The sequence below is a fragment of the Comamonas kerstersii genome (assembly GCF_002056725.1).
Lineage (GTDB): Bacteria > Pseudomonadota > Gammaproteobacteria > Burkholderiales > Burkholderiaceae_C > Comamonas > Comamonas kerstersii.
Window position 1 is genome coordinate 503,461 of the sequence record NZ_CP020121.1, and the last position, 20,264, is coordinate 523,724.

The following is a 20,264-nucleotide window of genomic DNA, read 5'->3' on the forward strand; positions in this document are numbered from 1 at the left end:
TATAGCTAAATGGTGGGTTTCTCTCTGACTTCGGTATCGGAAATCTGTGGGAGGCCCCGTGATGCGCATACGTCTAGAGCACATAGTTAGAAGTTTCCCACAATGAAGTCTTTAAATCGACCAAAAGCGGTCTTCACAGACCCACTCTTTTGAGCCACCTTGAACCCGCGCAATCTTGCCTGTCGCGCTTCTTCCAGCAAGCCCATGACGGTGGCAGAGCGAGGCTGCGCCACCATATCGGCCAATGCACTGGAATACTTGGGGATGCCACGGCGCACAGGCTTGAGGAAGATGTCTTCACCCAGCTCGACCATGCCCGGCATCACTGCACTGCCGCCCGTAAGAACGATGCCGGAGGACAGCACCTCTTCATAGCCAGATTCACGGATGACTTGCTGTACCAGAGAGAAAATTTCTTCCACACGTGGCTCGATCACGCCTGCCAGCGCCTGCTTGCTGATCATGCGAGGGCCACGATCGCCCAGACCCGGCACTTCCACCTGGCTGTCTGGGTCTGCCAGCATCTGCTTGGCATAACCGCTTTCGACCTTGATGTCTTCGGCATCCTTGGTAGGCGTGCGCAGGGCCATGGCGATGTCGCTGGTGATCAGGTCACCCGCAATCGGAATCACGGCCGTGTGGCGAATTGCACCTCCGGTGAAGATGGCCACGTCGGTCGTACCCGCACCGATGTCCACGAGCGCCACGCCCAGATCACGCTCATCATCCGTCAGCACAGCCTGGCTGGCAGCCAGCGGATTGAGCAGTAGCTGCTCTACCTCCAGGCCGCAGCGGCGCACGCACTTGATGATGTTTTCAGCCGCGCTCTGCGCACCGGTGACGATGTGCACCTTGGCCTCCAGACGGATGCCGCTCATGCCCACCGGCTCTTTGACATCCTGGCCGTCAATCACAAACTCCTGAGGCTCCACCAGCAGCAGACGCTGGTCGGACGAGATACTCACCGCCTTGGCGGTTTCGATCACGCGTGCCACGTCGGTCGGCGTGACTTCCTTGTCCTTGATCGCCACCATGCCGCTCTGGTTCAGACCACGAATGTGGCTGCCCGTGATGCCGGTGTAGACGCGCTGGATCTTGCAGTCGGCCATCAGCTCGGCTTCTTTCAGCGCCTGCTGGATGCTCTGCACGGTGGCTTCAATGTTCACCACTACGCCGCGCTTGAGGCCATTGCTTGGGGCGACGCCAAGACCTGCCAGCTTGAGCTCGCCGCTGGGCGCGACTTCGGCGACCACAGCCATGACCTTGGCGGTGCCAATGTCCAAACCGACGACGACGTCTTTGTACTCTCTTGCCATATCAGTGTCTGCCCTCAGAAGGTCGAATCTTTTTACTGTCTTGTTGTTGCTTTGCTGCCTGGCGCTTGGCCATTTCCAGCGCTTTCTCACGCGATACCGTGCTCACTCCGCGCAGTCGCAGGGCATAGCCGTCCGGGTAACGCAAATCCGCATATTCCAGTGCTTCTGCCGTCCGCTGGTACTGCTGGGTAATCTGGGGCAGCGTGCGCACAAAGCGCTGCATGCGCTGCAGCACCTGCTGCTCACTACCGCCGCCCAGTTCGATGTCTGCACCGTTATCCAGCTTCACCTGCCAGCTGCCGCCATCGCGCAAAGTCAGGGCATCAATGGGGGTGTCCAGCGCCGTGAACACGGGCTCCAGTGCGTAGTACATGCGCAGCACCTCGGCAGCGGAGTCCGGAGGACCGGAAAGGCGAGGCAAGCCTTCACGCTCCACCTCGCCCACATTGGCCTCAAAAATTTCTCCCATGGTGTTGACCATGGCGGTGCCGGTATCCGGCCCCCAGTACGCCTGGGGTTCATGCTCCAGCAGGAGCACGCGCAAACTATTCGGGTACTCCCGCCGCACTTCGGCTTGCCGCACCCAAGGCACCTGCTCAAACACTTCGCGCGCTTTTTGCAGGTCAATCGTGAAGAAGTTGCCTGTGAGGTGAGGTGCCACATTGGCACGCAGTGTCACTGCGTTGTTATGCACCAGCTCTCCCTCGACCACGATGCGTGCAATCGAGAACGCAGGATGGCGCACCACCCACCAGCTCGCCAATGCCAGCACGAGGACGGCAAAGCCCGTGAACATGACGGTGGCCGTCACATTCATCAGCTTGACATCCAGAGGTGCTGACATGGAGTAGCTCATCAGGCTTTGCACTCCTCGGTTGCAGCGCTGTCCAGCGAGGCGGTGGCCAGGATGGACAGGCACAGTTGTTCATAGCTCATACCCTGAGCACGCGCAGCCATAGGCACCAGCGAGTGGCTGGTCATGCCGGGAGAGGTATTGATTTCCAGCAGGAAGGGCTGGCGGTCACTGCTGCGAATCATCACGTCCGCACGTCCCCAGCCACGGCAGCCCAGGGTCCGGAAAGCGCGCTCCACGATCTGCTGAATGCGTGTCTCTTCCTCAGCAGGCAGTCCGCTGGGGCAGTGATACTGCGTAACGTCAGTGAAATACTTGTTCTGGTAGTCATAGTTGCCGTCTGGTGCCTCGATGCGAATCACAGGCAGCGCGCGGGCACTGGCACCCTCGCCCAGAACGGCACAGGTAGTTTCTTCACCGGCAATGAACTGCTCGCACAGCACTTCTTCGTCGTACTGTGCAGCCAGGGCATAGGCCTGGGCACACTGGCTGGCATCCGTCACCTTGGTCAGCCCCATGCTGGAGCCATCGCGTGCAGGCTTGACAATCATGGGGGCACCCAGCTCGGCAAATGCAGCTTCCGTCTGTGCAGCGCTGGCCACCATGCGCCAGTCTGGCGTAGGCAGGTTCTCGCTGCGCCAGATGCGCTTGGTCATGATCTTGTCCATGGCAATGCTCGAAGCCATCACACCGGAACCTGTATAGGGAATGCCCAGCAGCTCCAGTGCACCCTGCACCGTGCCATCCTCACCAAAGCGACCGTGCAGGGCGATAAAGCAGCGGTCCACACCATCTGTCTTGAGTGCCCCGAGGTCACGCTCTGCGGGATCAAAAGCGTAGGCATCTACGCCCTGCGACAGCAAGGCTGCCAACACACCTTGTCCGGACATCAGAGAGACCTCTCGCTCAGATGAACGACCTCCCATCAGCACCGCAACCTTGCCCAGGGCTTTTACATCAATACTTTTCATATTATTGCTCATAACGCAGATCCTCCCTGCGTTATTTGCTCTTTTTTCTCTAGCAAACTAACCAGCTGCGCTGGCACTGCGCCAATCGACCCTGCCCCCATGCACAGCACCACATCGCCGGGCTGCGCATTGTCTGCAATCATCTGCGGCAAATCTTCAATTTTCTCAACAAAAATGGGCTCTACACGGCCTGCCACACGCACGGCACGCGCGAGCGCACGACCGTCTGCAGCCACTACGGGCTCTTCGCCAGCGGCATAGACTTCGTTGAGCAAGACAGCATCGGCCTGCCCCAGCACTTTCACAAAGTCTTCAAAGCAGTCGCGGGTGCGGGTGTAGCGGTGGGGCTGGAAGGCCAGCACCAGGCGGCGGCCAGGGAAGGCGCCACGCGCTGCAGCCAGCGTCGCTGCCATTTCCACTGGGTGATGGCCATAGTCGTCAATCACCGTGAAGTTGCCGCCCTGCTTGCAGGGCAGATCACCATAGCGCTGGAAACGGCGGCCCACCCCCTTGAAGCCTTCCAGCGCACGCAACAAGGCGTCATCAGGAACCTCCAGTTCCATGGCCACCGCCACGGCAGCCAGCGCATTGAGCACGTTGTGCTCGCCAGCCAGACTCAGGGTGACGTCCAGCGCTGGATAGGTGTGGCCGTTCTGGCGCAGCACGGTAAAGCGCATCTGGCCATGCTCGGCACGCACGTTGATGGCACGCACCTGCACGTCTTCTGCGAAGCCGTAGGTAGTTACGGGACGTGCCAGCTGCGGCAGGATCTCGCGCACCGCAGGGCTTTCCGCGCAGACGATGGCACGGCCATAGAAAGGCATGCGGTGCAGGAAATCCACAAAGGCCTGCTTGAGCTTGCCAAAGTCATGGCCGTAGGTTTCCATGTGGTCAGCATCGATGTTCGTGACCACGGCCATGATGGGCAGCAGGTTCAGAAACGAGGCATCGGACTCATCCGCTTCCACCACGATGTAGTCGCCATGGCCCAGCTTGGCGTTGGCTCCGGCGCTGTTGAGCTTGCCGCCAATCACAAAAGTGGGGTCCAGGCCGCCTTCCGCCAGCACGCTGGTGACCAGGCTGGTGGTGGTGGTCTTACCGTGAGCGCCCGCAATGGCAATGCCTTGCTTGAAGCGCATCAGCTCAGCCAGCATCAGGGCGCGCGGCACCACAGGAATCTTGCGCGCACGCGCTTCGATCACTTCGGGGTTGTCGGCTTTGACGGCGGTGGAAGTCACCACCACATCGACCCCCTGCACATGGGCCGCATCGTGGCCCACAAAGGTCTTGATCCCCAGCGATTGCAAACGCTGCAGCGTGGCACTGTGCGCCAGGTCAGAGCCAGAGACGCAATAGCCGAGGTTGTGCAACACCTCGGCAATACCACTCATTCCCGAGCCACCGAGACCCACAAAGTGGATGTTTTGAATGGCGTGTTTCATGCGGCGATCTCCTCGCACGCAGCAACCACGGCATGGGTTGCATCAATCTTCTGCATCGTTTTCGCTTTAAGGGCAGCATTCAAGAGTACGGAACGCTGCATATTCTGTAGCATTTCAGCCAATTTTGGTGCATTCAATGCATCTTGTTGTATTAACCATCCACCACCTGCATCGACCAGAAACTTCGCGTTGTGCGTCTGGTGGTCATCCACCGCATGGGGGAAAGGCACATAGATGGCAGCCGCGCCCACGGCAGCAATTTCCGTGACCGTGCTGGCACCTGCGCGGCAGATCACCAGATCGGCGTCGGCAAAGGCCTGAGCCATGTTGTCGATAAAAGGCAGCAGCTCTGCCTGCACACCAGCAGCCTCGTAGTTGGCACGCAGGGCATCGATCTGCTTGGCGCCGCTTTGGTGCACCACCTGTGGGCGCTGTTCAGCCGGGATCAATGCCAGTGCCTGCGGCACGATGTCATTGAGCGCCTTGGCACCCAGACTGCCGCCCACCACCAGCACCTTGAGCGGGCCGCTGCGCCCGGCAAAACGCTGGGCAGGGTCTGGCTGGCGCAAAAAGTCTTCACGCAGCGGATTGCCCACCCACTGGCCTGTTTTCAGTGCCTTGGGAAAGGCGGTAAAGACACGGTCGGCAATGCCTGCCAGCACCTTGTTGGCAGCACCGGCCACGGAGTTCTGTTCGTGCAGCACCAGCTTCTTGCCAGTCAGCACGCCCATCATCCCGCCGGGAAAGGTGATGTAGCCCCCAAAGCCCACCAGCACATCAGGCTTGACCCGACGCACCACGGCCAGCGACTGCCAGAATGCCTTGAGCAAACGCAGCGGCAGCAGCGCCAGCGTGGTCAGCCCTTTGCCGCGCACGCCACCGAAATCAATGGTTTCCAGCGCAAAGCCATAGGTCGGCACCAGGCGCGCTTCCATGCTGTTGGGAGCGCCGAGCCAGTGCACACGCCAGCCTTGCTCACGCAATGCCTGAGCCACGGCCAGCCCCGGGAAGATGTGCCCTCCCGTGCCGCCGGCCATGATCAAAGCCACTTTTTCTTTCATATCCTTCTCATCCTCGGGCTGAGGAGCTTGTTTTCGTAGTCAATCCGCAGCACCACGGCTACGGCGATCAAGTTCATCAAAATGGCCGAGCCACCAAAACTCATCAACGGCAGCGTCAGACCCTTGGTGGGCAAGGCGCCCAGGTTCACACCCATGTTGATGAAAGCCTGGAAGCCAAACCACAGCGCGACGCCCTGCGCGACCAGACCAGAGAACACACGGTCCAGCGCAATGGCTTCGCGGCCGATTTCGGTAATGCGACGGGTCAGCCACACAAAGGCAATGATCAGCAGCAAGATGCCGACAAAGCCGAACTCCTCACCGATCACGGACAGCAAAAAGTCAGTGTGCGCCTCTGGCAGCCAGTGCAGTTTTTCCACGCTGCGGCCCAGCCCCACGCCAAACATTTCGCCGCGACCAATCGCAATCAGCGCGTGCGAGAGCTGGTAGCCCTTGCCCAGCGCATGGTCGGCCGAGAACGGGTCCAGATACGCGAAGATTCGCTCACGCCGCCAGGGCGAGAGGGCAATCATGGTGACAAAAGCTGCGACCACCAGTGCCGCCATCAGAAAGAACATGCGTGCATTCACACCGCCGAGGAACAGAATGCCCATCGAGATCACTACGATCACGATGAAGGCGCCCATATCAGGCTCTGCCAGCAGCAGCACGCCCACCATCACCACGGCCACCGCCATGGGCCAGACAGCGCGGAAGAACCGCTCCTTCACGTCCATGCGGCGCACCATGTAGTTAGCGGCATAGATGAGTACGGCGAACTTGGCCAGTTCAGATGGCTGGAAGTTCATGACCCCCAGCGGCAGCCAGCGCCGCGCACCGTTGACGACCAGCCCCACCCCCGGCACCAGCACCAGCACCAGCAGAAACAGGGCCACCAGAAACATGGGAACGGCCAGCCGCTCCCATGTCTTCATGGAAATCTGAAACGCCATCAATGCCCCGACAAAGCCCACACCGAGCGCCATCGAATGGCGCAGCAGGAAGTGGTAGTGCTCAATCTTGCCGAAGCGCGGGTTGTCCGGCATGGCAATCGAGGCTGAATACACCATGACCAGCCCCCATGCCAGCAGACCGATGACCACCCAGATCAGCGCCTGGTCCAGCCCCAGTGCCGCAGGCGGCAGGGCACGCGTCTGCCGATACTCGGTTCCGCTCACGCGCACGGGCAGCACATCCACGGGCTTGTCTTCAGCCCCTTTCAGCCAGTGCGAAAAACGTGCGCGCAGGGCGGACCAGTCCTTCATAGGGGATAGCCCTCCAGCACTTGCCCAGCCTCATCCGCCAGATCCTTGACCGCGTCGATAAAGGCCTGTGCGCGATGCGCATAGTCACGGTACATGTCCATGCTGGCGCAGGCAGGGCTCATCAATACAGCTTCTCCGGCTTTGGCATGCTGGCTGGCCAGCTGCACGGCCTGCGCCATGTCCTGTGCATCCAGCAGCGGCACGCCCGTGCCCTGCAGGGCCTGGCGAATCAAGGGGGCATCGCGGCCAATCAGCACCACGGCGCGCACATAGCGCTCCACAGGGGCAGCCAGTGGCGCAAAGTCCTGGCCTTTGCCCAGACCACCCAGGATCAGCACCATACGACGGTCTGCTCCCAGGCCGGTGAGCGCAGCCACCGTCGCGCCCACGTTCGTGCCCTTGCTGTCGTCGAAATATTCCACGCCGTTGACCATGCCGATGGGCTCCACGCGGTGGGGCTCGCCCCGGTATTCACGCAGACCGTAGAGCATGGGGGCCAGCGCGGCTCCCGCCGCCTGCGCCAGAGCCAGTGCGGCCATGGCATTGGTAGCGTTGTGGCGACCGCGAATGCGCAAAGCGTCTGCAGGCAGCAGGCGCTGGATGTGCAGTTCCTCCTCCGGATCACGCGCACGGCGGCCGGTGTTGTCTGCGTCCATGGCGCGCACCAGCCAGGGCATGCCTGCGACCATTTCAATGCCAAAGTCACCGGGGCGGCGTGGCATGTCATAGCCAAAGGTCACATGGGCACGCAGCTGGGGCTTTTGCAGTTTGACCTTGACCGGCGCAGGCAGCATGTCCATGACGATGCGGTCTTCGCGGTTGAGCACCATCAGCGCCGTTTCCCCGAAGATGCAGGCCTTGGCAGCAGCATAGGCCTGCATGCTGCCGTGCCAGTCGAGGTGGTCCTGCGTGACGTTGAGCACCACGGCGGCTGTGGGTTCAAAGCCCTGCACGCCATCGAGCTGGAAGCTCGACAGCTCCAGCACCCATGCCTGCGGCAAATCCTCAGCATCAATGCGAGCGCTCAGCGTATCGAGCAATGTGGGGCCGATATTACCGGCCACGCCCACGCTCATGCCAGCATGCTCGAGCAGCTTGCCGGTCAGCGAAGTCACCGTGGTCTTGCCGTTCGTGCCCGTTACCGACAGCACCTTGGGTGCATAGCCATGGGCCTGCTGCAAACCTTGCAGCGCAGCGGCAAACAGATCCAGTTCGCCGCCCACGGGTAGCCCAATCGCACGCGCAGCATGTACGACCTCCGCGATGGACTCGGGAGTGAGGCCGGGCGAGCGATACACCGCCGTGAGGTTCTGCCCATCGACCAGTGCCGCCGTCAGCGCGCCGCCCACAAATCGCACGCTGGGCAATTCCTGCTGCAGCTTGGGCAGCTGGGGCGGTGCTTCGCGGGTGTCGGCCACCGTGACCTGCGCACCTGCACGCACACACCAGCGCGCCATGGCCATGCCAGAAGCACCCAGGCCCAGAATCAGCACACGCTGGCCCTGCAGATGCTGCGCCTGGCCTTGAGGCCATTGGGCGGGCACGGGCGGCAGCTCCACCACCTCCACCGTCTCCTGCGGCTCGGGCTGCGTGACTTCGTTGTCTGCGGCGTCCGAGACACCGGGGTCGGCAAAAATCTGGGCCACAAAAGCGGCAGCGTCCTTGGCAGCGGTCAGCGTATCCAGCGAGGGAATCACGGTGTCAGCAGCCGATATCGCTTTTATTTCTGTAGCTTGCAGCGCTTGTTCATCAATTATTTCAGATGCTTTTCCATCTGAAACACTGATTTCTTCAGCGCTAGCAGCTATCAATTCTGCATTTTCCACCGCAGCTGCAGCTTCTGGCTCTGTGACAGAAGGCTGCTGGTGCATGAAGTCTGGGTCTTGCATGGCTTACCTCAGCTTCAGGGTGGACAGGCCAATCAGGCACAGCAGCATGGTGATGATCCAGAAGCGAATCACGACCTGTGTTTCCTTCCAGCCACTCTTTTCAAAGTGGTGGTGCAGCGGTGCCATCTTCAGCAGGCGTCGGCCTTCGCCGTAACGCTTCTTGGTGTACTTGAACCACACGACCTGCAGCATCACGGACACGGCTTCGGCCACAAAGATACCGCCCATGATGGCCAGCACAATTTCCTGGCGCACGATCACGGCGATTGTGCCCAGCGCACCGCCCAGTGCCAGTGCCCCCACATCACCCATGAAGATTTGTGCAGGGTGGGCGTTGAACCACAGGAAAGCCAAGCCAGCCCCCGCCATGGCACCGCAGAAAATCATCAGCTCGCCCGTGCCGGGGATGCTCGGGAAATGCAGATAGCGTGCGTACTGTGCGTTGCCCGTCACATAGGCAAAAATGCCCAGGGCTGTGCCCACCATGATCACGGGCATGATGGCCAGACCATCGAGGCCATCGGTCAGGTTCACGGCATTGCTGGCACCCACGATGACCAGATATGTCAGGATCACAAAGCCCAGCACGCCCAGCGGGTAGCTGACTTCCTTGAAGAACGGCACCTGCAGGCCTGCCTGGGGCGGCAAGTCCATCGAAAAGCCCGACTGCACCCAGGTCACAAACAGCTCAAACGCACGTGCATTGGAGTTTTCGGAAATGCTGAACACCAGCGCCACCGAAGCAATCACACCAATGACCGACTGCCAGAAATACTTCTCGCGCGAACGCATGCCTTCGGGGTCTTTGTTGACCACCTTGCGCCAGTCGTCCACCCAGCCAATCGCACCAAAACCCAGCGTGACCAGCAGCACAATCCAGACAAAGCGGTTGCTCAGGTCAAACCACAGCAGCGTAGACACGGCAATGGCAAACAGAATCAGCACACCGCCCATGGTGGGGGTGCCGTTCTTGACCAGGTGGGTTTGCATGGCGTAGCCACGCACGGGCTGACCCATCTTCAGTGCGGTCAGCATGCGAATGGCCTTGGGGCCCACCCACAGACCAATGGTCAGCGCGGTCAAAGCCGCAGCCACGGCACGGAACGTGATGTACTGCACCACGCGCAAAAAACTCAAGTCTGGCGACAGGGACTGCAACCATCCAGCCAAAATCAGCAGCATCCTGCCTCCTTACTGCAAGCGTTTTCCAGGGCTTGCACCACTTGTTCCATCTTCATGCTCCGGGAGCCCTTGACCAGCACTGCGCCAACCTGCCCCACCCGCTGCTGCACAGCCGCAATCAGCGCAGCCATGTCCTCAAAATGCTCAGCACCTGCGCCATAGGCATCCACGGCATGCTGCATCAGCGTGCCAATGGTCATCAGATGCTCAATACCGGCCTGACGGGCGCTGGCGCCCACTTCGGCGTGGAAGGCTGGGCCTTGATCACCCACCTCGCCCATGTCACCCAGCACCAGCAGGCGCGGTGCAGACAGCTCAGCCAGCACCGCAATCGCGGCCTGCATGGAGTCAGGATTGGCGTTGTAGGTGTCGTCCACCACATCAATGCGACGGCCTGCGCAGTGCACTGCTGTGGAGCGTGAACGACCCTTGACAGGTTCAAAGGCGCTCAGTCCCGCAGCAATCGCTGCCAGCGGCACACCCGCGGCCAGCGCACAGGCCGTTGCAGCCAGTGCATTGCGCACGTTGTGCTGGCCTGCAATATGCAGCGCACAGTCAAAACTGCCCTGTGGCGTGCGCACCTGCACCTGCCAGGCGCTGTCTGCCCAGACGGCAGAGGTGGCCTGCACATCGGCATCTGCAGCACCAAAGCACATGCACTCGCGACCCGCTGCCAGCTCGCGCCACAAAGGAGTGAAAGCATCATCTGCCGGGAATACGGCCACGCCATCCGCAGGCAGGTGGGCAAACACGCTGGCGTTTTCACGCGCCACAGCTTCCACGGTGTGCATGAACTCCTGGTGCTCACGCTGGGCGTTGTTCACCAGTGCCACGGTAGGCTGTGTGATCCGAGCCAGATGGTCGATCTCGCCGGGGTGGTTCATGCCCAGCTCCACCACGCCAATGCGGTGCTGCGCCGTCATGCGAAACAGGGTCAGCGGCACACCAATGGCGTTGTTGAAGTTACCCTGCGTGGCCAGTGCGTCATCGCCTGCGTGGGCACGCAAAATGCTGGCAATCATCTGCGTGACCGTAGTCTTGCCATTGCTGCCGGTCACGGCAATCAGGGGCAGCGCAAACTGGCTGCGCCAGCCTGCCGCCAGCGCGCCCAGGGCTACCGTGGTGTCTGGCACCTCAATGCCCGCCAGGCCCAGCGCCTCCAGCCCGCCATGCGCAATGGCAGCGGCAGCCAATCCCTGGCTTTTGACCTGAGGCAAAAAGTCATTCGCATCCATGCGCTCGCCTTTGAGCGCCACAAACAGGTCTCCGGCCTGCAGCGTGCGGCTGTCGGTATGCACGCGCAGCAGCGCCGTGGCGGCATCACCCACCAGCCGCGCCTGCGGCTGGAAGGTGGCAATCCACGCCAGAGCCTGTTGCAAATTCATCATCACTTGCTACTTCCTTTGCGCAAAGCCAATGCTCCGCGCGCCTTGTCCATATCGGAAAACGGGTACTTCACACCCTGGATTTCCTGGTAGTCCTCATGCCCCTTACCCGCCAGCAGCACCACATCGTGGGCATCCGCCTGGGCAATGGCCTGCGTAATGGCCTGTGTGCGATCCACCTGCACATGCACGCCTTGCAGCTGCATGCCCTGCACAATGTCCTGCACAATGGCATCGGGTACTTCACCACGGGGGTTGTCGCTGGTCACCCAGACCACGTCAGCCTGACGCTGTGCAGCCTGGCCCATCAGGGGGCGCTTGGTCGCGTCGCGGTTACCTCCGCAGCCAAACACACAGTGCAGCTGGCCGCCACGCGCCCTGGCCACAGGCCGCAGGCCTTTGAGGGCCTGCTCCAGCGCATCGGGCGTATGCGCATAGTCCACCACCACCAGTGGTTGCTCGGGCAGGGCAATCTGCTGCATGCGGCCCGGAACAGGCTCCAGATCGGCACAGATCTGCACTGCATCCACCAGGCCGATGCCCAGCGTGCGCAGCGTGGCCAGCACACCCAGCATGTTGCTGACGTTGTACTGGCCAATCAGACCGGTCTCCATGGTGAAGACCTGTTCGCCCTCCTGCACTTCAAAGCGCAGGCCGCGCAGGCCATGGCGTACATCTTTGGCTTGCAGACGGGCTGGTGCATCGACAGCCACCGTCCAGACATCCAGCTGACCCTGAGCCATCAAGTCCTGAGCCAGTGCTGCGCCATGTGCATCATCGATATTGATGACGGCGGCTTTCAGACCCGGCCATGCAAACAGCCTGGCCTTGGCCTGCCAGTAGGCATCCATGCTGCCGTGGTAGTCCAGGTGATCCTGGGTGAAATTGGTAAAGATGGCGGCGTGGATCTGCGTGCCATCCAGGCGATGTTCCTCAATGCCGATCGAAGAAGCTTCGATGGCACAGGCAGCAATGCCTTGGGCTGCATAGTCGGCAAAAGCCTGCTGCAGGCACACGGGGTCTGGCGTGGTCATGCCGGTGGTCTGTACCGCAGGTGGCACGCCAATCCCCAGCGTACCGACCATGGCGCAGCCCTTGCGCACGCCGTGCTGGTACTGCGCCAGCGCATGCGCCAGCCACCAGGCTGTCGACGTCTTGCCATTGGTACCAGTCACCGCCAGCACCTGCAGCTGGCCCGAGGGCTGGCCATACCAGGCATCCGCAATCAGGGCGGTCGCCGCCTTCAGACCCGTCATGCTGGCCACAGGCCCCTGCAGGTCAAAGGCTTGCAGGCCATCCTGCTCGACCAGGCAAGCTGCTGCGCCGCGCTCCAGCGCTGCTGCCACATATTTGCGGCCATCGGTGACACCACCTGGCCATGCAATAAAACCATCGCCGGGCTGCACCTGACGGCTGTCGGTGCGTAAATGACCGCTCACACGGGCGCGCAGCCACGCCACTGCCTGCTGCAGGTCTTGAATTTGCTTGATTGCGCTGCTCACAGCGATTCCTCCACGGGGTCGGCCACGATTTGTGGTTGCACTGCCATGTCAGGCGCGACCCCCAACAGCCGTAAGCTGTGCTGCACGACGGTACTGAACACGGGGGCTGCCACAGCTCCACCGTAATAAGTGCCGTTGCTAGGCTCATCGACCATGACCGCCACAATTACGCGCGGATTCTCAATCGGCGCCATGCCAGCAAACCAAGCGCGGTATTTTCCTGCGGCATAGCTTTTGCCCACCTGCTTGCGTGCTGTACCCGACTTGCCACCGACGGAATAGCCCACGGTTTGCGCCCGCTGGCCTGTACCACCTGGACCTGTCGCCAACGCCAGCATCTTGCGCACCTGCTCGGCAGTACGCTCCGAAAACACGGGAACGCCCACAGGAGGCCTGTCGAGCTTGAGCATGGTGGCAGGTATCACCTTGCCACCATTGGAGAACACGGTATAGGCACGCACCATCTGCACCAAGCTGGCTGAGAGTCCATAGCCATAGGACATGGTGGCCTGTTCCACAGGTCGCCAGGTCTTGTGGGGGCGCAGACGGCCACTGGCAGCACCAGGGAAGGAAATCTGCGGCTTCTGGCCAAAGCCCACCGCAGAGAAGGTTTCCCACATTTCCTGGGCACTCAGCTGCTGGGCAATCTTGGTCGTACCCACGTTGGAAGACTTCTGGATCACGCCCTCCACCGTCAATACACCATAGTTGCGCGTGTCGGAAATGACAGAACCGGTCACATTGATGCGACCTGGTGTGGTGTCAATCACCGAACTTGGTCTGAACTTGCCGCTCTCCAGTGCGATGCCCACGGTAATAGGTTTCATGATCGAGCCAGGCTCGAACACATCGGTAATGGCACGGTTGCGCAGCTGCTCACCGGTCAGGCGCTTGCGGTTAGCCGGGTCAAAGCTCGGATAGTTGGCCAGTGCCAGCAACTCACCAGTCTTGGCATCCATGACCACCACACTGCCACCTACGGCCTTGTGCGCAATCACCTGCTCCTTGAGCTTCTGGTAGGCAAAGAACTGAATCTTGCTGTCGATCGACAGCTGAATGTCACGGCCATCGATGGGCGGGATTTCTTCCCCCACGCCTTCGACCACACGCCCCAGACGATCCTTGATCACGCGGCGTGAACCTTTGCGGCCCGCCAGATCGTTCTCAAAAGCCAGCTCCATGCCTTCCTGGCCTTTGTCTTCCACATTGGTAAAGCCTACGATGTGGGCGGCAGCTTCACCTTCGGGATACTGGCGCTTGTACTCACGCGACTGGTAGACACCCTTGATCCCCAGCTCCTTGATCTTCTGACCGACTTCCCAGTCCAGCTGGCGCTTGACCCAGACAAAGCTCTTGTCTTCCGACAGCTTTTTCTTGAGCTGATCGAGCGGCATGTCCATCAGCTTGGCCAGTTGAGGCAGCTTGGCCAGATCTTCCGGCGTGTTCTTTTCCACATCTTCGGGAATGGCCCAGATGCTGGCCGCTGGCACGCTGGAGGCCAGAATCAGGCCATTGCGGTCCAGAATGCGGCCGCGGTTGGCAGACAACTCCAGCGTACGCGCAAAGCGCACCTCTCCCTGACGCAGGAAAAAGTCATTGTCGATCACCTGCACCCAGGCGGCTCGTGCGGCCAGCCCCGTAAAAGCCAGCACCAGACAGGCCATGACAAATTTGCTACGCCATGCAGGTGTCTTGCTGGCCAGCAAGGGGCTGGAGGTGTAGTTCAGGCCGCGCCTCACTGCGCACCTCCCTCTTGCTGCACATCATGCACATAGTGCGTGATGGCAGGCGATGCACTCTGCATGCCCTGAGCGGCTGCCATGGACTCAATCCGCGAAGGCGCAGACTGTGCGCGCAGCTCCACCTGCAGTCGCTGATACTCCGTTTCCAGATTGCGTGCCTCATTCGTCGCCTGGTGCAATGCAGTAAACAGGCGACGTGATTCATACTGGGTCTGCACCAGGTACAGAGCACTCAGCATGACGGCAAGCAACAGCAGGAAGTTCAGGCGAAGCATGACCTCCCCCTTGACATGCATGAACAAACCAGCTTGCTCATACAGGCACCTCGGTACGCTCAGCCACACGCATCACGGCACTGCGTGAGCGCGGGTTGGCCTCGACCTCGGCCTTGCTGGGCTTGATACGCTCCAGCGCCTTCAGGTGCATGGGCTTGGGCGCCGCAAATGGCGCACGGCGGTCAAAGACCTCCTTGGAGTGATCCGCAATGAACTGCTTGACGATGCGGTCTTCCAGCGAGTGGAAACTAATCACCGCCAGACGCCCACCTGGCTTGAGCACGCGCAGGCTGGCCTGCAGCGCTTCTTCAAGCTCCAGCAGCTCCGCATTGATGAAAATGCGCAGCGCCTGAAAGGTACGGGTAGCCGGGTTCTGTCCGTCACGGCTTTTCACAATCTTGCCGACCAGATTGGACAGCTCGGTCGTGGTCTGCAGCGGACCATGGGCCTCGCGATGCGCCACGATGGCTTTGGCAATCGGGTAGGCCATACGCTCTTCGCCATAGTCGCGAATCACGTCAGTGATCTGCTGCACCTCGGCTTCAGCCAGCCACTGGGCCACACTCATACCGCGTGTTGTGTCCATGCGCATGTCCAGCGGACCTTCAAAGCGGAAACTGAAACCGCGGTCGGCCTGGTCAATCTGCGGCGAGCTGACGCCCAGGTCCATCAAAATGCCATCGACACTGGCTGCAGGCAGCTCGCCCATGTGCCGAAAACCCTCGTGGCGAATAGAAAAACGGGCGTCTTCAATACGCCCGGCTTCTGCAATCGCCAAGGGATCCTTGTCGAAAGCTATCAGGCGTCCCTGCGGGCTGAGCCTGGACAAAATCAGGCGCGAGTGACCACCCCGGCCAAACGTTCCATCCACGTAGGTGCCGTTGGCAGCAGACACAGCTCCACCCAGCAAGGCATCGACGGCCTCATGCAGCAAAACGGTTATGTGTTGGAGAGGCTGCGGGTTCAACGCTGATCCTTTTTTAAAAAGCGAAATCCTGGAATACATCGGGCATGGGGGCCTGCATGGCCTCTGCCTCATTGGCTTCATAAGTGGCTTGGTCCCAGAGCTCAAAATGGTTGCCCATGCCGAGCAAAATCACTTCGCGACTCAAGTTCACGGCCTTGCGCAGCTCCGGAGAGATCAACACGCGCCCCGTGCCATCCATCTCCACATCCATGGCATTGCCCAGAAAAATACGTTTCCACCATTGCGCAGACATCGGCAGCTGACCGATACGTTCACGAAACAACAACCATTCAGGACGGGGGAAAAGCATCAGGCAGCCATGCGGATGCTTGGTGATAGTGACTTGACCTTGCGCTTGCGAAATGAGGGCGTCACGATGCCGGGTCGGTATGGACAACCGCCCCTTTCCATCGAGATTCAATGACGAAGCCCCTTGAAACACGATTGGTTAACACCCCGTTCGCTTGGGCCTTGGACATCCTGCGCAGGACGCTTTAGGCAACTTTCACCACTTAATTGCACTTTTTTGCACTGTAGCAGCAAATTTGTGCTCCACCACTAGAGGAAACACAAAGGTTTGCAATGAAATCAATGGCTTAGCAGACAAAAACGCCCATAAAACGAAAAATTCCCTTTGAATTCAAATGCTTAGACAAATTCAAAGAAACGTTACCGTCCTACACACTTTTGGCATTCTTTTGCAAAACAAATCCCCCTTGCCGACATGACATCGGCAAGGGGGACGTGCAAGTTTTTGCGGTTTACAGAATGTATCGGGACAGGTCTTCGTCCTGGCTCAGCATCTGCAAACGGGCATCCACATAGGCGGCGTCAATGGTCACGGTCTGACCTGCCAGCTTCACGGCGTCAAAGCTCACTTCATCGAGCAGACGCTCCATCACCGTTGCCAGGCGGCGCGCACCAATGTTTTCCGTGCGTTCATTGACGGTGTAGGCCGTGTAGGCCAGACGTGTGATGCCCTCAGGCGTGAATTCCAGCTTCACGCCTTCAGTTTCCAGCAGTGCCTGGTACTGCTTGACCAGCGATGCATGGGTTTGCGTGAGGATGGCCTCAAAGTCCTGCACCGACAGGGAATCCAGCTCCACACGAATAGGGAAGCGCCCCTGCAGCTCAGGAATCAGATCGCTGGGCTTGGACAGGTGAAAAGCTCCCGAGGCGATGAACAGGATGTGGTCGGTCTTGACCATGCCGTACTTGGTCGAGACGGTCGTGCCCTCCACCAGCGGCAGCAGGTCGCGCTGCACGCCCTGGCGCGAGACATCCGAGCCACTGGTTTCCTGACGCGTAGCGACTTTGTCAATCTCATCGATAAAGACAATGCCGTTTTGCTCTAGATTGGCCAGTGCACGCGTCTTGGTCTCTTCCTCATTGACCAGCTTGGCGGCTTCCTCATCGATCAGCTGCTTGAGCGCATCCTTGATCTTGAGCTTGCGTGTCTTGCGACGCTCCTGCCCCATCTGGCTGAACATGCCGCGCAGCTGCTCGGCCATCTCTTCCATACCCTGGGGTCCAAGAATTTCCAGCTGTGGCTTGCTATCCACCAGCTCGATTTCGATTTCCTTGTCGTCCAGCTGGCCTTCACGCAGCTTCTTGCGGAAGATCTGGCGCGTGCCTGTCTCTTCGGGGGCTTCACCCGTGCGTGCAGGTGGCAGCAATACATCGAGGATGCGGTCTTCGGCCGCATCTTCGGCGCGCATGCGCTGCTTCTTCATCTCGGTCTCTCGCGCCTGCTTGACGGCGATTTCCGCCAGATCACGGATGATGGCGTCCACATCCTTGCCCACATAGCCCACTTCCGTGAACTTGGTGGCTTCGACCTTGATAAAGGGCGCATCCGCCAGACGCGCGAGACGGCGTGCAATCTCAGTCTTGCCCACACCGGTGGGGCCAATCATGAGAATGTTCTTGGGTGTGATTTCCTGGCGCAGGCCTTCTGCGACCTGCTGGCGACGCCAGCGGTTGCGCAGCGCAATCGCCACCGCGCGCTTGGCAGCAGGCTGACCCACGATGTGGCGATCGAGTTCGGAAACGATCTCTTGGGGCGTCATGGAAGACATAAGCAAAATATTAGTCAAATCAGGCTCTAGCGCTTATGCAGAAAGCGCTAGCAGCTATTTATTTAGGATTGAGCAGGCGCTACAGACAGCGTCTCAATGATGTGGTTCATATTGGTGTAGATGCACAACTCGCCCGCAATCTCCAGAGATTTTTTGACGATGACCTCCGCTGGCAGCTCGGTGTTGTTAAGCAGGGCCTTGGCTGCCGAGTGTGCATAAGCACCGCCCGAGCCAATGGCCACAATCCCTTGCTCAGGCTCAAGCACATCGCCGTTGCCGGTGATGATGAGTGAAGCGCTGTGATCGGCCACGGCCAGCATGGCTTCCAGCTTGCGCAGCACGCGGTCGGTGCGCCATTCCTTGGTCAGCTCAATCGCTGCACGTGTGAGATGGCCCTGGTGTTTTTCCAGCTTGGCCTCAAAGCGCTCGAACAAGGTAAATGCGTCTGCCGTAGCTCCGGCAAAACCTGCCAGCACCTTGCCGTGGTAGAGCTTGCGCACCTTGCGTGCGCTGCCCTTAACCACGATGTGCCCCAGGGTCACTTGCCCGTCGCCGCCAATAGCGACCTGAATGCCTTCGGGCGTCTGGCGACGCACGCTGATGATGGTTGTGCCGTGATACTGTTCCATAGGTCGCTTCAGATGGGGACACTTGCCATCAATGCAAGCGCTTTTTTTGAAGATTTTTTCAGGCCAGCGTGGCCTGCACAGTGGCGTGCTCATGCACGCCCATGACATGGAGGAAGGCAGCCATCAACTGGTGCAGGCGGCTAAAGCGCAGCTGCACGCCCTTGCTCTGCATCTCTGCAGCCCAGTTGAGTACACAGCTGGCCGCCACGAAATCCAGTCGGATCAGGTTGTCGCACGACACATCCAGCACTTGCCCGGGCTGTGCCTGCTGCCCCAGCAAATCCAGCCATTCCTGCAGATCACCCTCGATCACACCTGCCAGCCCCTGGCTGCGATCAATGACCACGGGCACCGCGCCACCTTCCTGAGCAGCCCCCGTGTGTTGCGATGCGTCATGCAGCAGCGAGACATCGGCCTCGCCCTCTTCCTGGACCACGCAATGGCACTGAGGCTCCACCCAGGATGGCGGTGACACCTCGTAGGTGATGCAGTAATCCAGCGCCACCTGCTCGTAAGCTTGCATGCGCCCCATCAGCCGCAGCAGCGCCATGCGCAGCGTCCACCACTCCATGCGCTGACTGGCATCAGATACCAGCGTGTGCTGCTCCAGCACCTGCAGCAGCTTGGCGGCATCTGAGAAAACGAACTGGCCCGCACTGTCTGCCCACTCCTGCAGCAGATCCGCCAGCGGCGCAAGCGCTGCGGCTTCGATCTCCGTCAGGCGCGTCCAGGAAAGGTGCCAGGGCTGCTGCGCCCCTTCCTTGGATGCTCGCAGCGCAGCCACACTGCTGACCGTGAGCACGCTTGCGGCAGACCATTGAAACTGACGCTTGTTCACCACAGGCCGCATCGCACCACACAGGGCAGGCAGCCCCAGACGTTCAGGAATGGACACCCACAGCGGCGCAGAACGACCAAAGTGCTCGGCATAGTCAATCGCCAGCGACTCAAAGGCTTCTTCATCACCAGTCGCCCGACACAGGTCCAGCGCGGCATGCCACAGGACTGCGACCTTGCCGTCGTCTACAGGTGAGTTATTGAGCGCTTGCAGCAGCTGCTCCAGCAGACACGTGCGTGCACCATCCATATCGCCATGGGCAAACAAGATGGCGGCCTCCTCCACATCAGGGTGAGGAACAAAGGAGCGCAACACCGGTGTAAGCGCAGTATCTGCAGCAGACGCAGGCTGCGGGGCTTCGACAGGCTGCATCTGGGCTGCAGCGGTGCTCACCGCAGTGGCTGCTGCACCTGCAGGAAGCTTTTCGGCAGTGGTTGATGCGCTGCATTCACTTCCCTGAAAAGCCGTCGTCGTAGCCTTATCGGCTGATGCAGGCCGCTGACGCCACCATTGGTCAGACATCTGTGCCTCGATGGCATCGATTTTTTGCAGGGTTTCCGCAGTGCGCGTTTCCTGTCCCAGAACGGACTGCAGGACTTCATCGCGCTGGTGCGCTGGTGTCAGCGCTGCACCTTCGGCACCGTTTTGTCGCAGCGCACGCAACTGCGCAAATTCCTGGCGGCGAATGGCTTCATTGCGACGCCTGCGCTCACGCACTTCCTGCGAAGTTTCCAAAACACCCAGATGGTCTGCATCCGACGGAATATCCGTGCCAGCCTTGCTGCGCATCAGATGCATGACTTTGCTGAAAAAACCGCCTGATTTGCTGCTATCTGGGTGCATGGGCAAATAGTTCAAAGCCGTGCATC

At 60.2% G+C, this 20,264-nt stretch carries 17 protein-coding genes; all 17 read right to left on the reverse strand.

The features are described 5' to 3' along the window. Nucleotides 1-86: 86 nt before the first annotated feature. Nucleotides 87-1,316, reverse strand: coding sequence for a cell division protein FtsA (gene ftsA, locus B5M06_RS02340; protein ID WP_054067490.1), 1,230 nt, complete (start codon nt 1,314-1,316; stop codon nt 87-89). A 1-nt stretch (nt 1,317) separates the two neighbouring features. Continuing rightward, entirely contained in the window at nt 1,318-2,172 is an 855-nt protein-coding gene (locus tag B5M06_RS02345) for a cell division protein FtsQ/DivIB (RefSeq protein ID WP_054067491.1), read from the reverse strand. Further along, complete coding sequence (locus tag B5M06_RS02350) at nt 2,172-3,152, reverse strand: D-alanine--D-alanine ligase (RefSeq protein WP_054067492.1); 981 nt, start codon at nt 3,150-3,152, stop codon at nt 2,172-2,174. The genes B5M06_RS02345 and B5M06_RS02350 overlap by 1 nt, the downstream gene beginning before the upstream one ends. Beyond that, nucleotides 3,149-4,582, reverse strand: coding sequence for a UDP-N-acetylmuramate--L-alanine ligase (gene murC / locus B5M06_RS02355; protein ID WP_054067493.1), 1,434 nt, complete (start codon nt 4,580-4,582; stop codon nt 3,149-3,151). Before murC ends, B5M06_RS02350 begins: the two co-directional genes overlap by 4 nt. After that, nucleotides 4,579-5,643 (reverse strand): undecaprenyldiphospho-muramoylpentapeptide beta-N-acetylglucosaminyltransferase, encoded by a 1,065-nt coding sequence (murG, locus tag B5M06_RS02360; RefSeq protein WP_054067494.1) that lies wholly within the window; start codon nt 5,641-5,643, stop codon nt 4,579-4,581. The genes murC and murG overlap by 4 nt, the downstream gene beginning before the upstream one ends. Next, nucleotides 5,640-6,908 carry a putative lipid II flippase FtsW gene (gene ftsW / locus B5M06_RS02365; RefSeq protein ID WP_054067495.1) on the reverse strand — a complete coding sequence of 423 codons (1,269 nt, stop codon included), beginning with the start codon at nt 6,906-6,908 and terminating at the stop codon, nt 5,640-5,642. Before ftsW ends, murG begins: the two co-directional genes overlap by 4 nt. Next, nucleotides 6,905-8,797 (reverse strand): UDP-N-acetylmuramoyl-L-alanine--D-glutamate ligase, encoded by a 1,893-nt coding sequence (gene murD / locus B5M06_RS02370; protein WP_054067496.1) that lies wholly within the window; start codon nt 8,795-8,797, stop codon nt 6,905-6,907. The genes ftsW and murD overlap by 4 nt, the downstream gene beginning before the upstream one ends. Before the next feature lie 3 nt (nt 8,798-8,800). Further along, nucleotides 8,801-9,979, reverse strand: coding sequence for a phospho-N-acetylmuramoyl-pentapeptide-transferase (mraY, locus tag B5M06_RS02375; RefSeq protein ID WP_054067497.1), 1,179 nt, complete (start codon nt 9,977-9,979; stop codon nt 8,801-8,803). After that, nucleotides 9,970-11,367, reverse strand: coding sequence for a UDP-N-acetylmuramoyl-tripeptide--D-alanyl-D-alanine ligase (locus B5M06_RS02380; protein ID WP_054067498.1), 1,398 nt, complete (start codon nt 11,365-11,367; stop codon nt 9,970-9,972). Before B5M06_RS02380 ends, mraY begins: the two co-directional genes overlap by 10 nt. Then, entirely contained in the window at nt 11,367-12,866 is a 1,500-nt protein-coding gene (locus B5M06_RS02385; RefSeq protein WP_205245382.1) for a UDP-N-acetylmuramoyl-L-alanyl-D-glutamate--2,6-diaminopimelate ligase, read from the reverse strand. Before B5M06_RS02385 ends, B5M06_RS02380 begins: the two co-directional genes overlap by 1 nt. Then, complete coding sequence (locus B5M06_RS02390; RefSeq protein WP_054067500.1) at nt 12,863-14,605, reverse strand: peptidoglycan D,D-transpeptidase FtsI family protein; 1,743 nt, start codon at nt 14,603-14,605, stop codon at nt 12,863-12,865. The genes B5M06_RS02385 and B5M06_RS02390 overlap by 4 nt, the downstream gene beginning before the upstream one ends. After that, nucleotides 14,602-14,883, reverse strand: coding sequence for a cell division protein FtsL (gene ftsL, locus B5M06_RS02395; protein WP_054067559.1), 282 nt, complete (start codon nt 14,881-14,883; stop codon nt 14,602-14,604). The genes B5M06_RS02390 and ftsL overlap by 4 nt, the downstream gene beginning before the upstream one ends. 37 nt (nt 14,884-14,920) lie before the next feature. Next, nucleotides 14,921-15,889 (reverse strand): 16S rRNA (cytosine(1402)-N(4))-methyltransferase RsmH, encoded by a 969-nt coding sequence (rsmH, locus tag B5M06_RS02400; protein ID WP_420809973.1) that lies wholly within the window; start codon nt 15,887-15,889, stop codon nt 14,921-14,923. Continuing rightward, a complete protein-coding gene (gene mraZ, locus B5M06_RS02405; RefSeq protein WP_054067502.1) occupies nt 15,864-16,292 on the reverse strand; it encodes a division/cell wall cluster transcriptional repressor MraZ in 429 nt (142 codons plus the stop codon). The genes rsmH and mraZ overlap by 26 nt, the downstream gene beginning before the upstream one ends. 319 nt (nt 16,293-16,611) lie before the next feature. Then, the gene (hslU, locus tag B5M06_RS02410; RefSeq protein ID WP_054067503.1) at nt 16,612-17,928 is read right to left on the reverse strand and encodes an ATP-dependent protease ATPase subunit HslU; all 1,317 of its coding nucleotides are present in this window, start codon (nt 17,926-17,928) and stop codon (nt 16,612-16,614) included. A gap of 62 nt (nt 17,929-17,990) precedes the next feature. Next, on the reverse strand, nt 17,991-18,557 hold the full coding sequence (hslV, locus tag B5M06_RS02415) for an ATP-dependent protease subunit HslV (RefSeq protein ID WP_054067504.1): 567 nt from the start codon (nt 18,555-18,557) through the stop codon (nt 17,991-17,993). 58 nt (nt 18,558-18,615) lie between these two features. Then, the gene (locus tag B5M06_RS02420) at nt 18,616-20,193 is read right to left on the reverse strand and encodes an STAS domain-containing protein (protein WP_162777461.1); all 1,578 of its coding nucleotides are present in this window, start codon (nt 20,191-20,193) and stop codon (nt 18,616-18,618) included. Nucleotides 20,194-20,264 lie beyond the last annotated feature (71 nt).

Excerpts from the sequence above, each read along its gene's own strand:
- ftsA (WP_054067490.1), bottom strand. The coding sequence starts at position 1,316 with ATGGCAAGAGAGTACAAAGACGTCGTCGTCGGTTTGGACATTGGCACC.
- B5M06_RS02345 (WP_054067491.1), bottom strand. The coding sequence starts at position 2,172 with ATGAGCTACTCCATGTCAGCACCTCTGGATGTCAAGCTGATGAATGTG.
- B5M06_RS02350 (WP_054067492.1), bottom strand. The coding sequence starts at position 3,152 with ATGAGCAATAATATGAAAAGTATTGATGTAAAAGCCCTGGGCAAGGTT.
- murC (WP_054067493.1), bottom strand. The coding sequence starts at position 4,582 with ATGAAACACGCCATTCAAAACATCCACTTTGTGGGTCTCGGTGGCTCG.
- murG (WP_054067494.1), bottom strand. The coding sequence starts at position 5,643 with ATGAAAGAAAAAGTGGCTTTGATCATGGCCGGCGGCACGGGAGGGCAC.
- ftsW (WP_054067495.1), bottom strand. The coding sequence starts at position 6,908 with ATGAAGGACTGGTCCGCCCTGCGCGCACGTTTTTCGCACTGGCTGAAA.
- murD (WP_054067496.1), bottom strand. The coding sequence starts at position 8,797 with ATGCAAGACCCAGACTTCATGCACCAGCAGCCTTCTGTCACAGAGCCA.
- mraY (WP_054067497.1), bottom strand. The coding sequence starts at position 9,979 with ATGCTGCTGATTTTGGCTGGATGGTTGCAGTCCCTGTCGCCAGACTTG.
- B5M06_RS02380 (WP_054067498.1), bottom strand. The coding sequence starts at position 11,367 with ATGATGAATTTGCAACAGGCTCTGGCGTGGATTGCCACCTTCCAGCCG.
- ftsL (WP_054067559.1), bottom strand. The coding sequence starts at position 14,883 with ATGCTTCGCCTGAACTTCCTGCTGTTGCTTGCCGTCATGCTGAGTGCT.
- rsmH (WP_420809973.1), bottom strand. The coding sequence starts at position 15,889 with ATGTATTCCAGGATTTCGCTTTTTAAAAAAGGATCAGCGTTGAACCCG.
- hslU (WP_054067503.1), bottom strand. The coding sequence starts at position 17,928 with ATGTCTTCCATGACGCCCCAAGAGATCGTTTCCGAACTCGATCGCCAC.
- hslV (WP_054067504.1), bottom strand. The coding sequence starts at position 18,557 with ATGGAACAGTATCACGGCACAACCATCATCAGCGTGCGTCGCCAGACG.
- B5M06_RS02420 (WP_162777461.1), bottom strand. The coding sequence starts at position 20,193 with ATGCATCTGATGCGCAGCAAGGCTGGCACGGATATTCCGTCGGATGCA.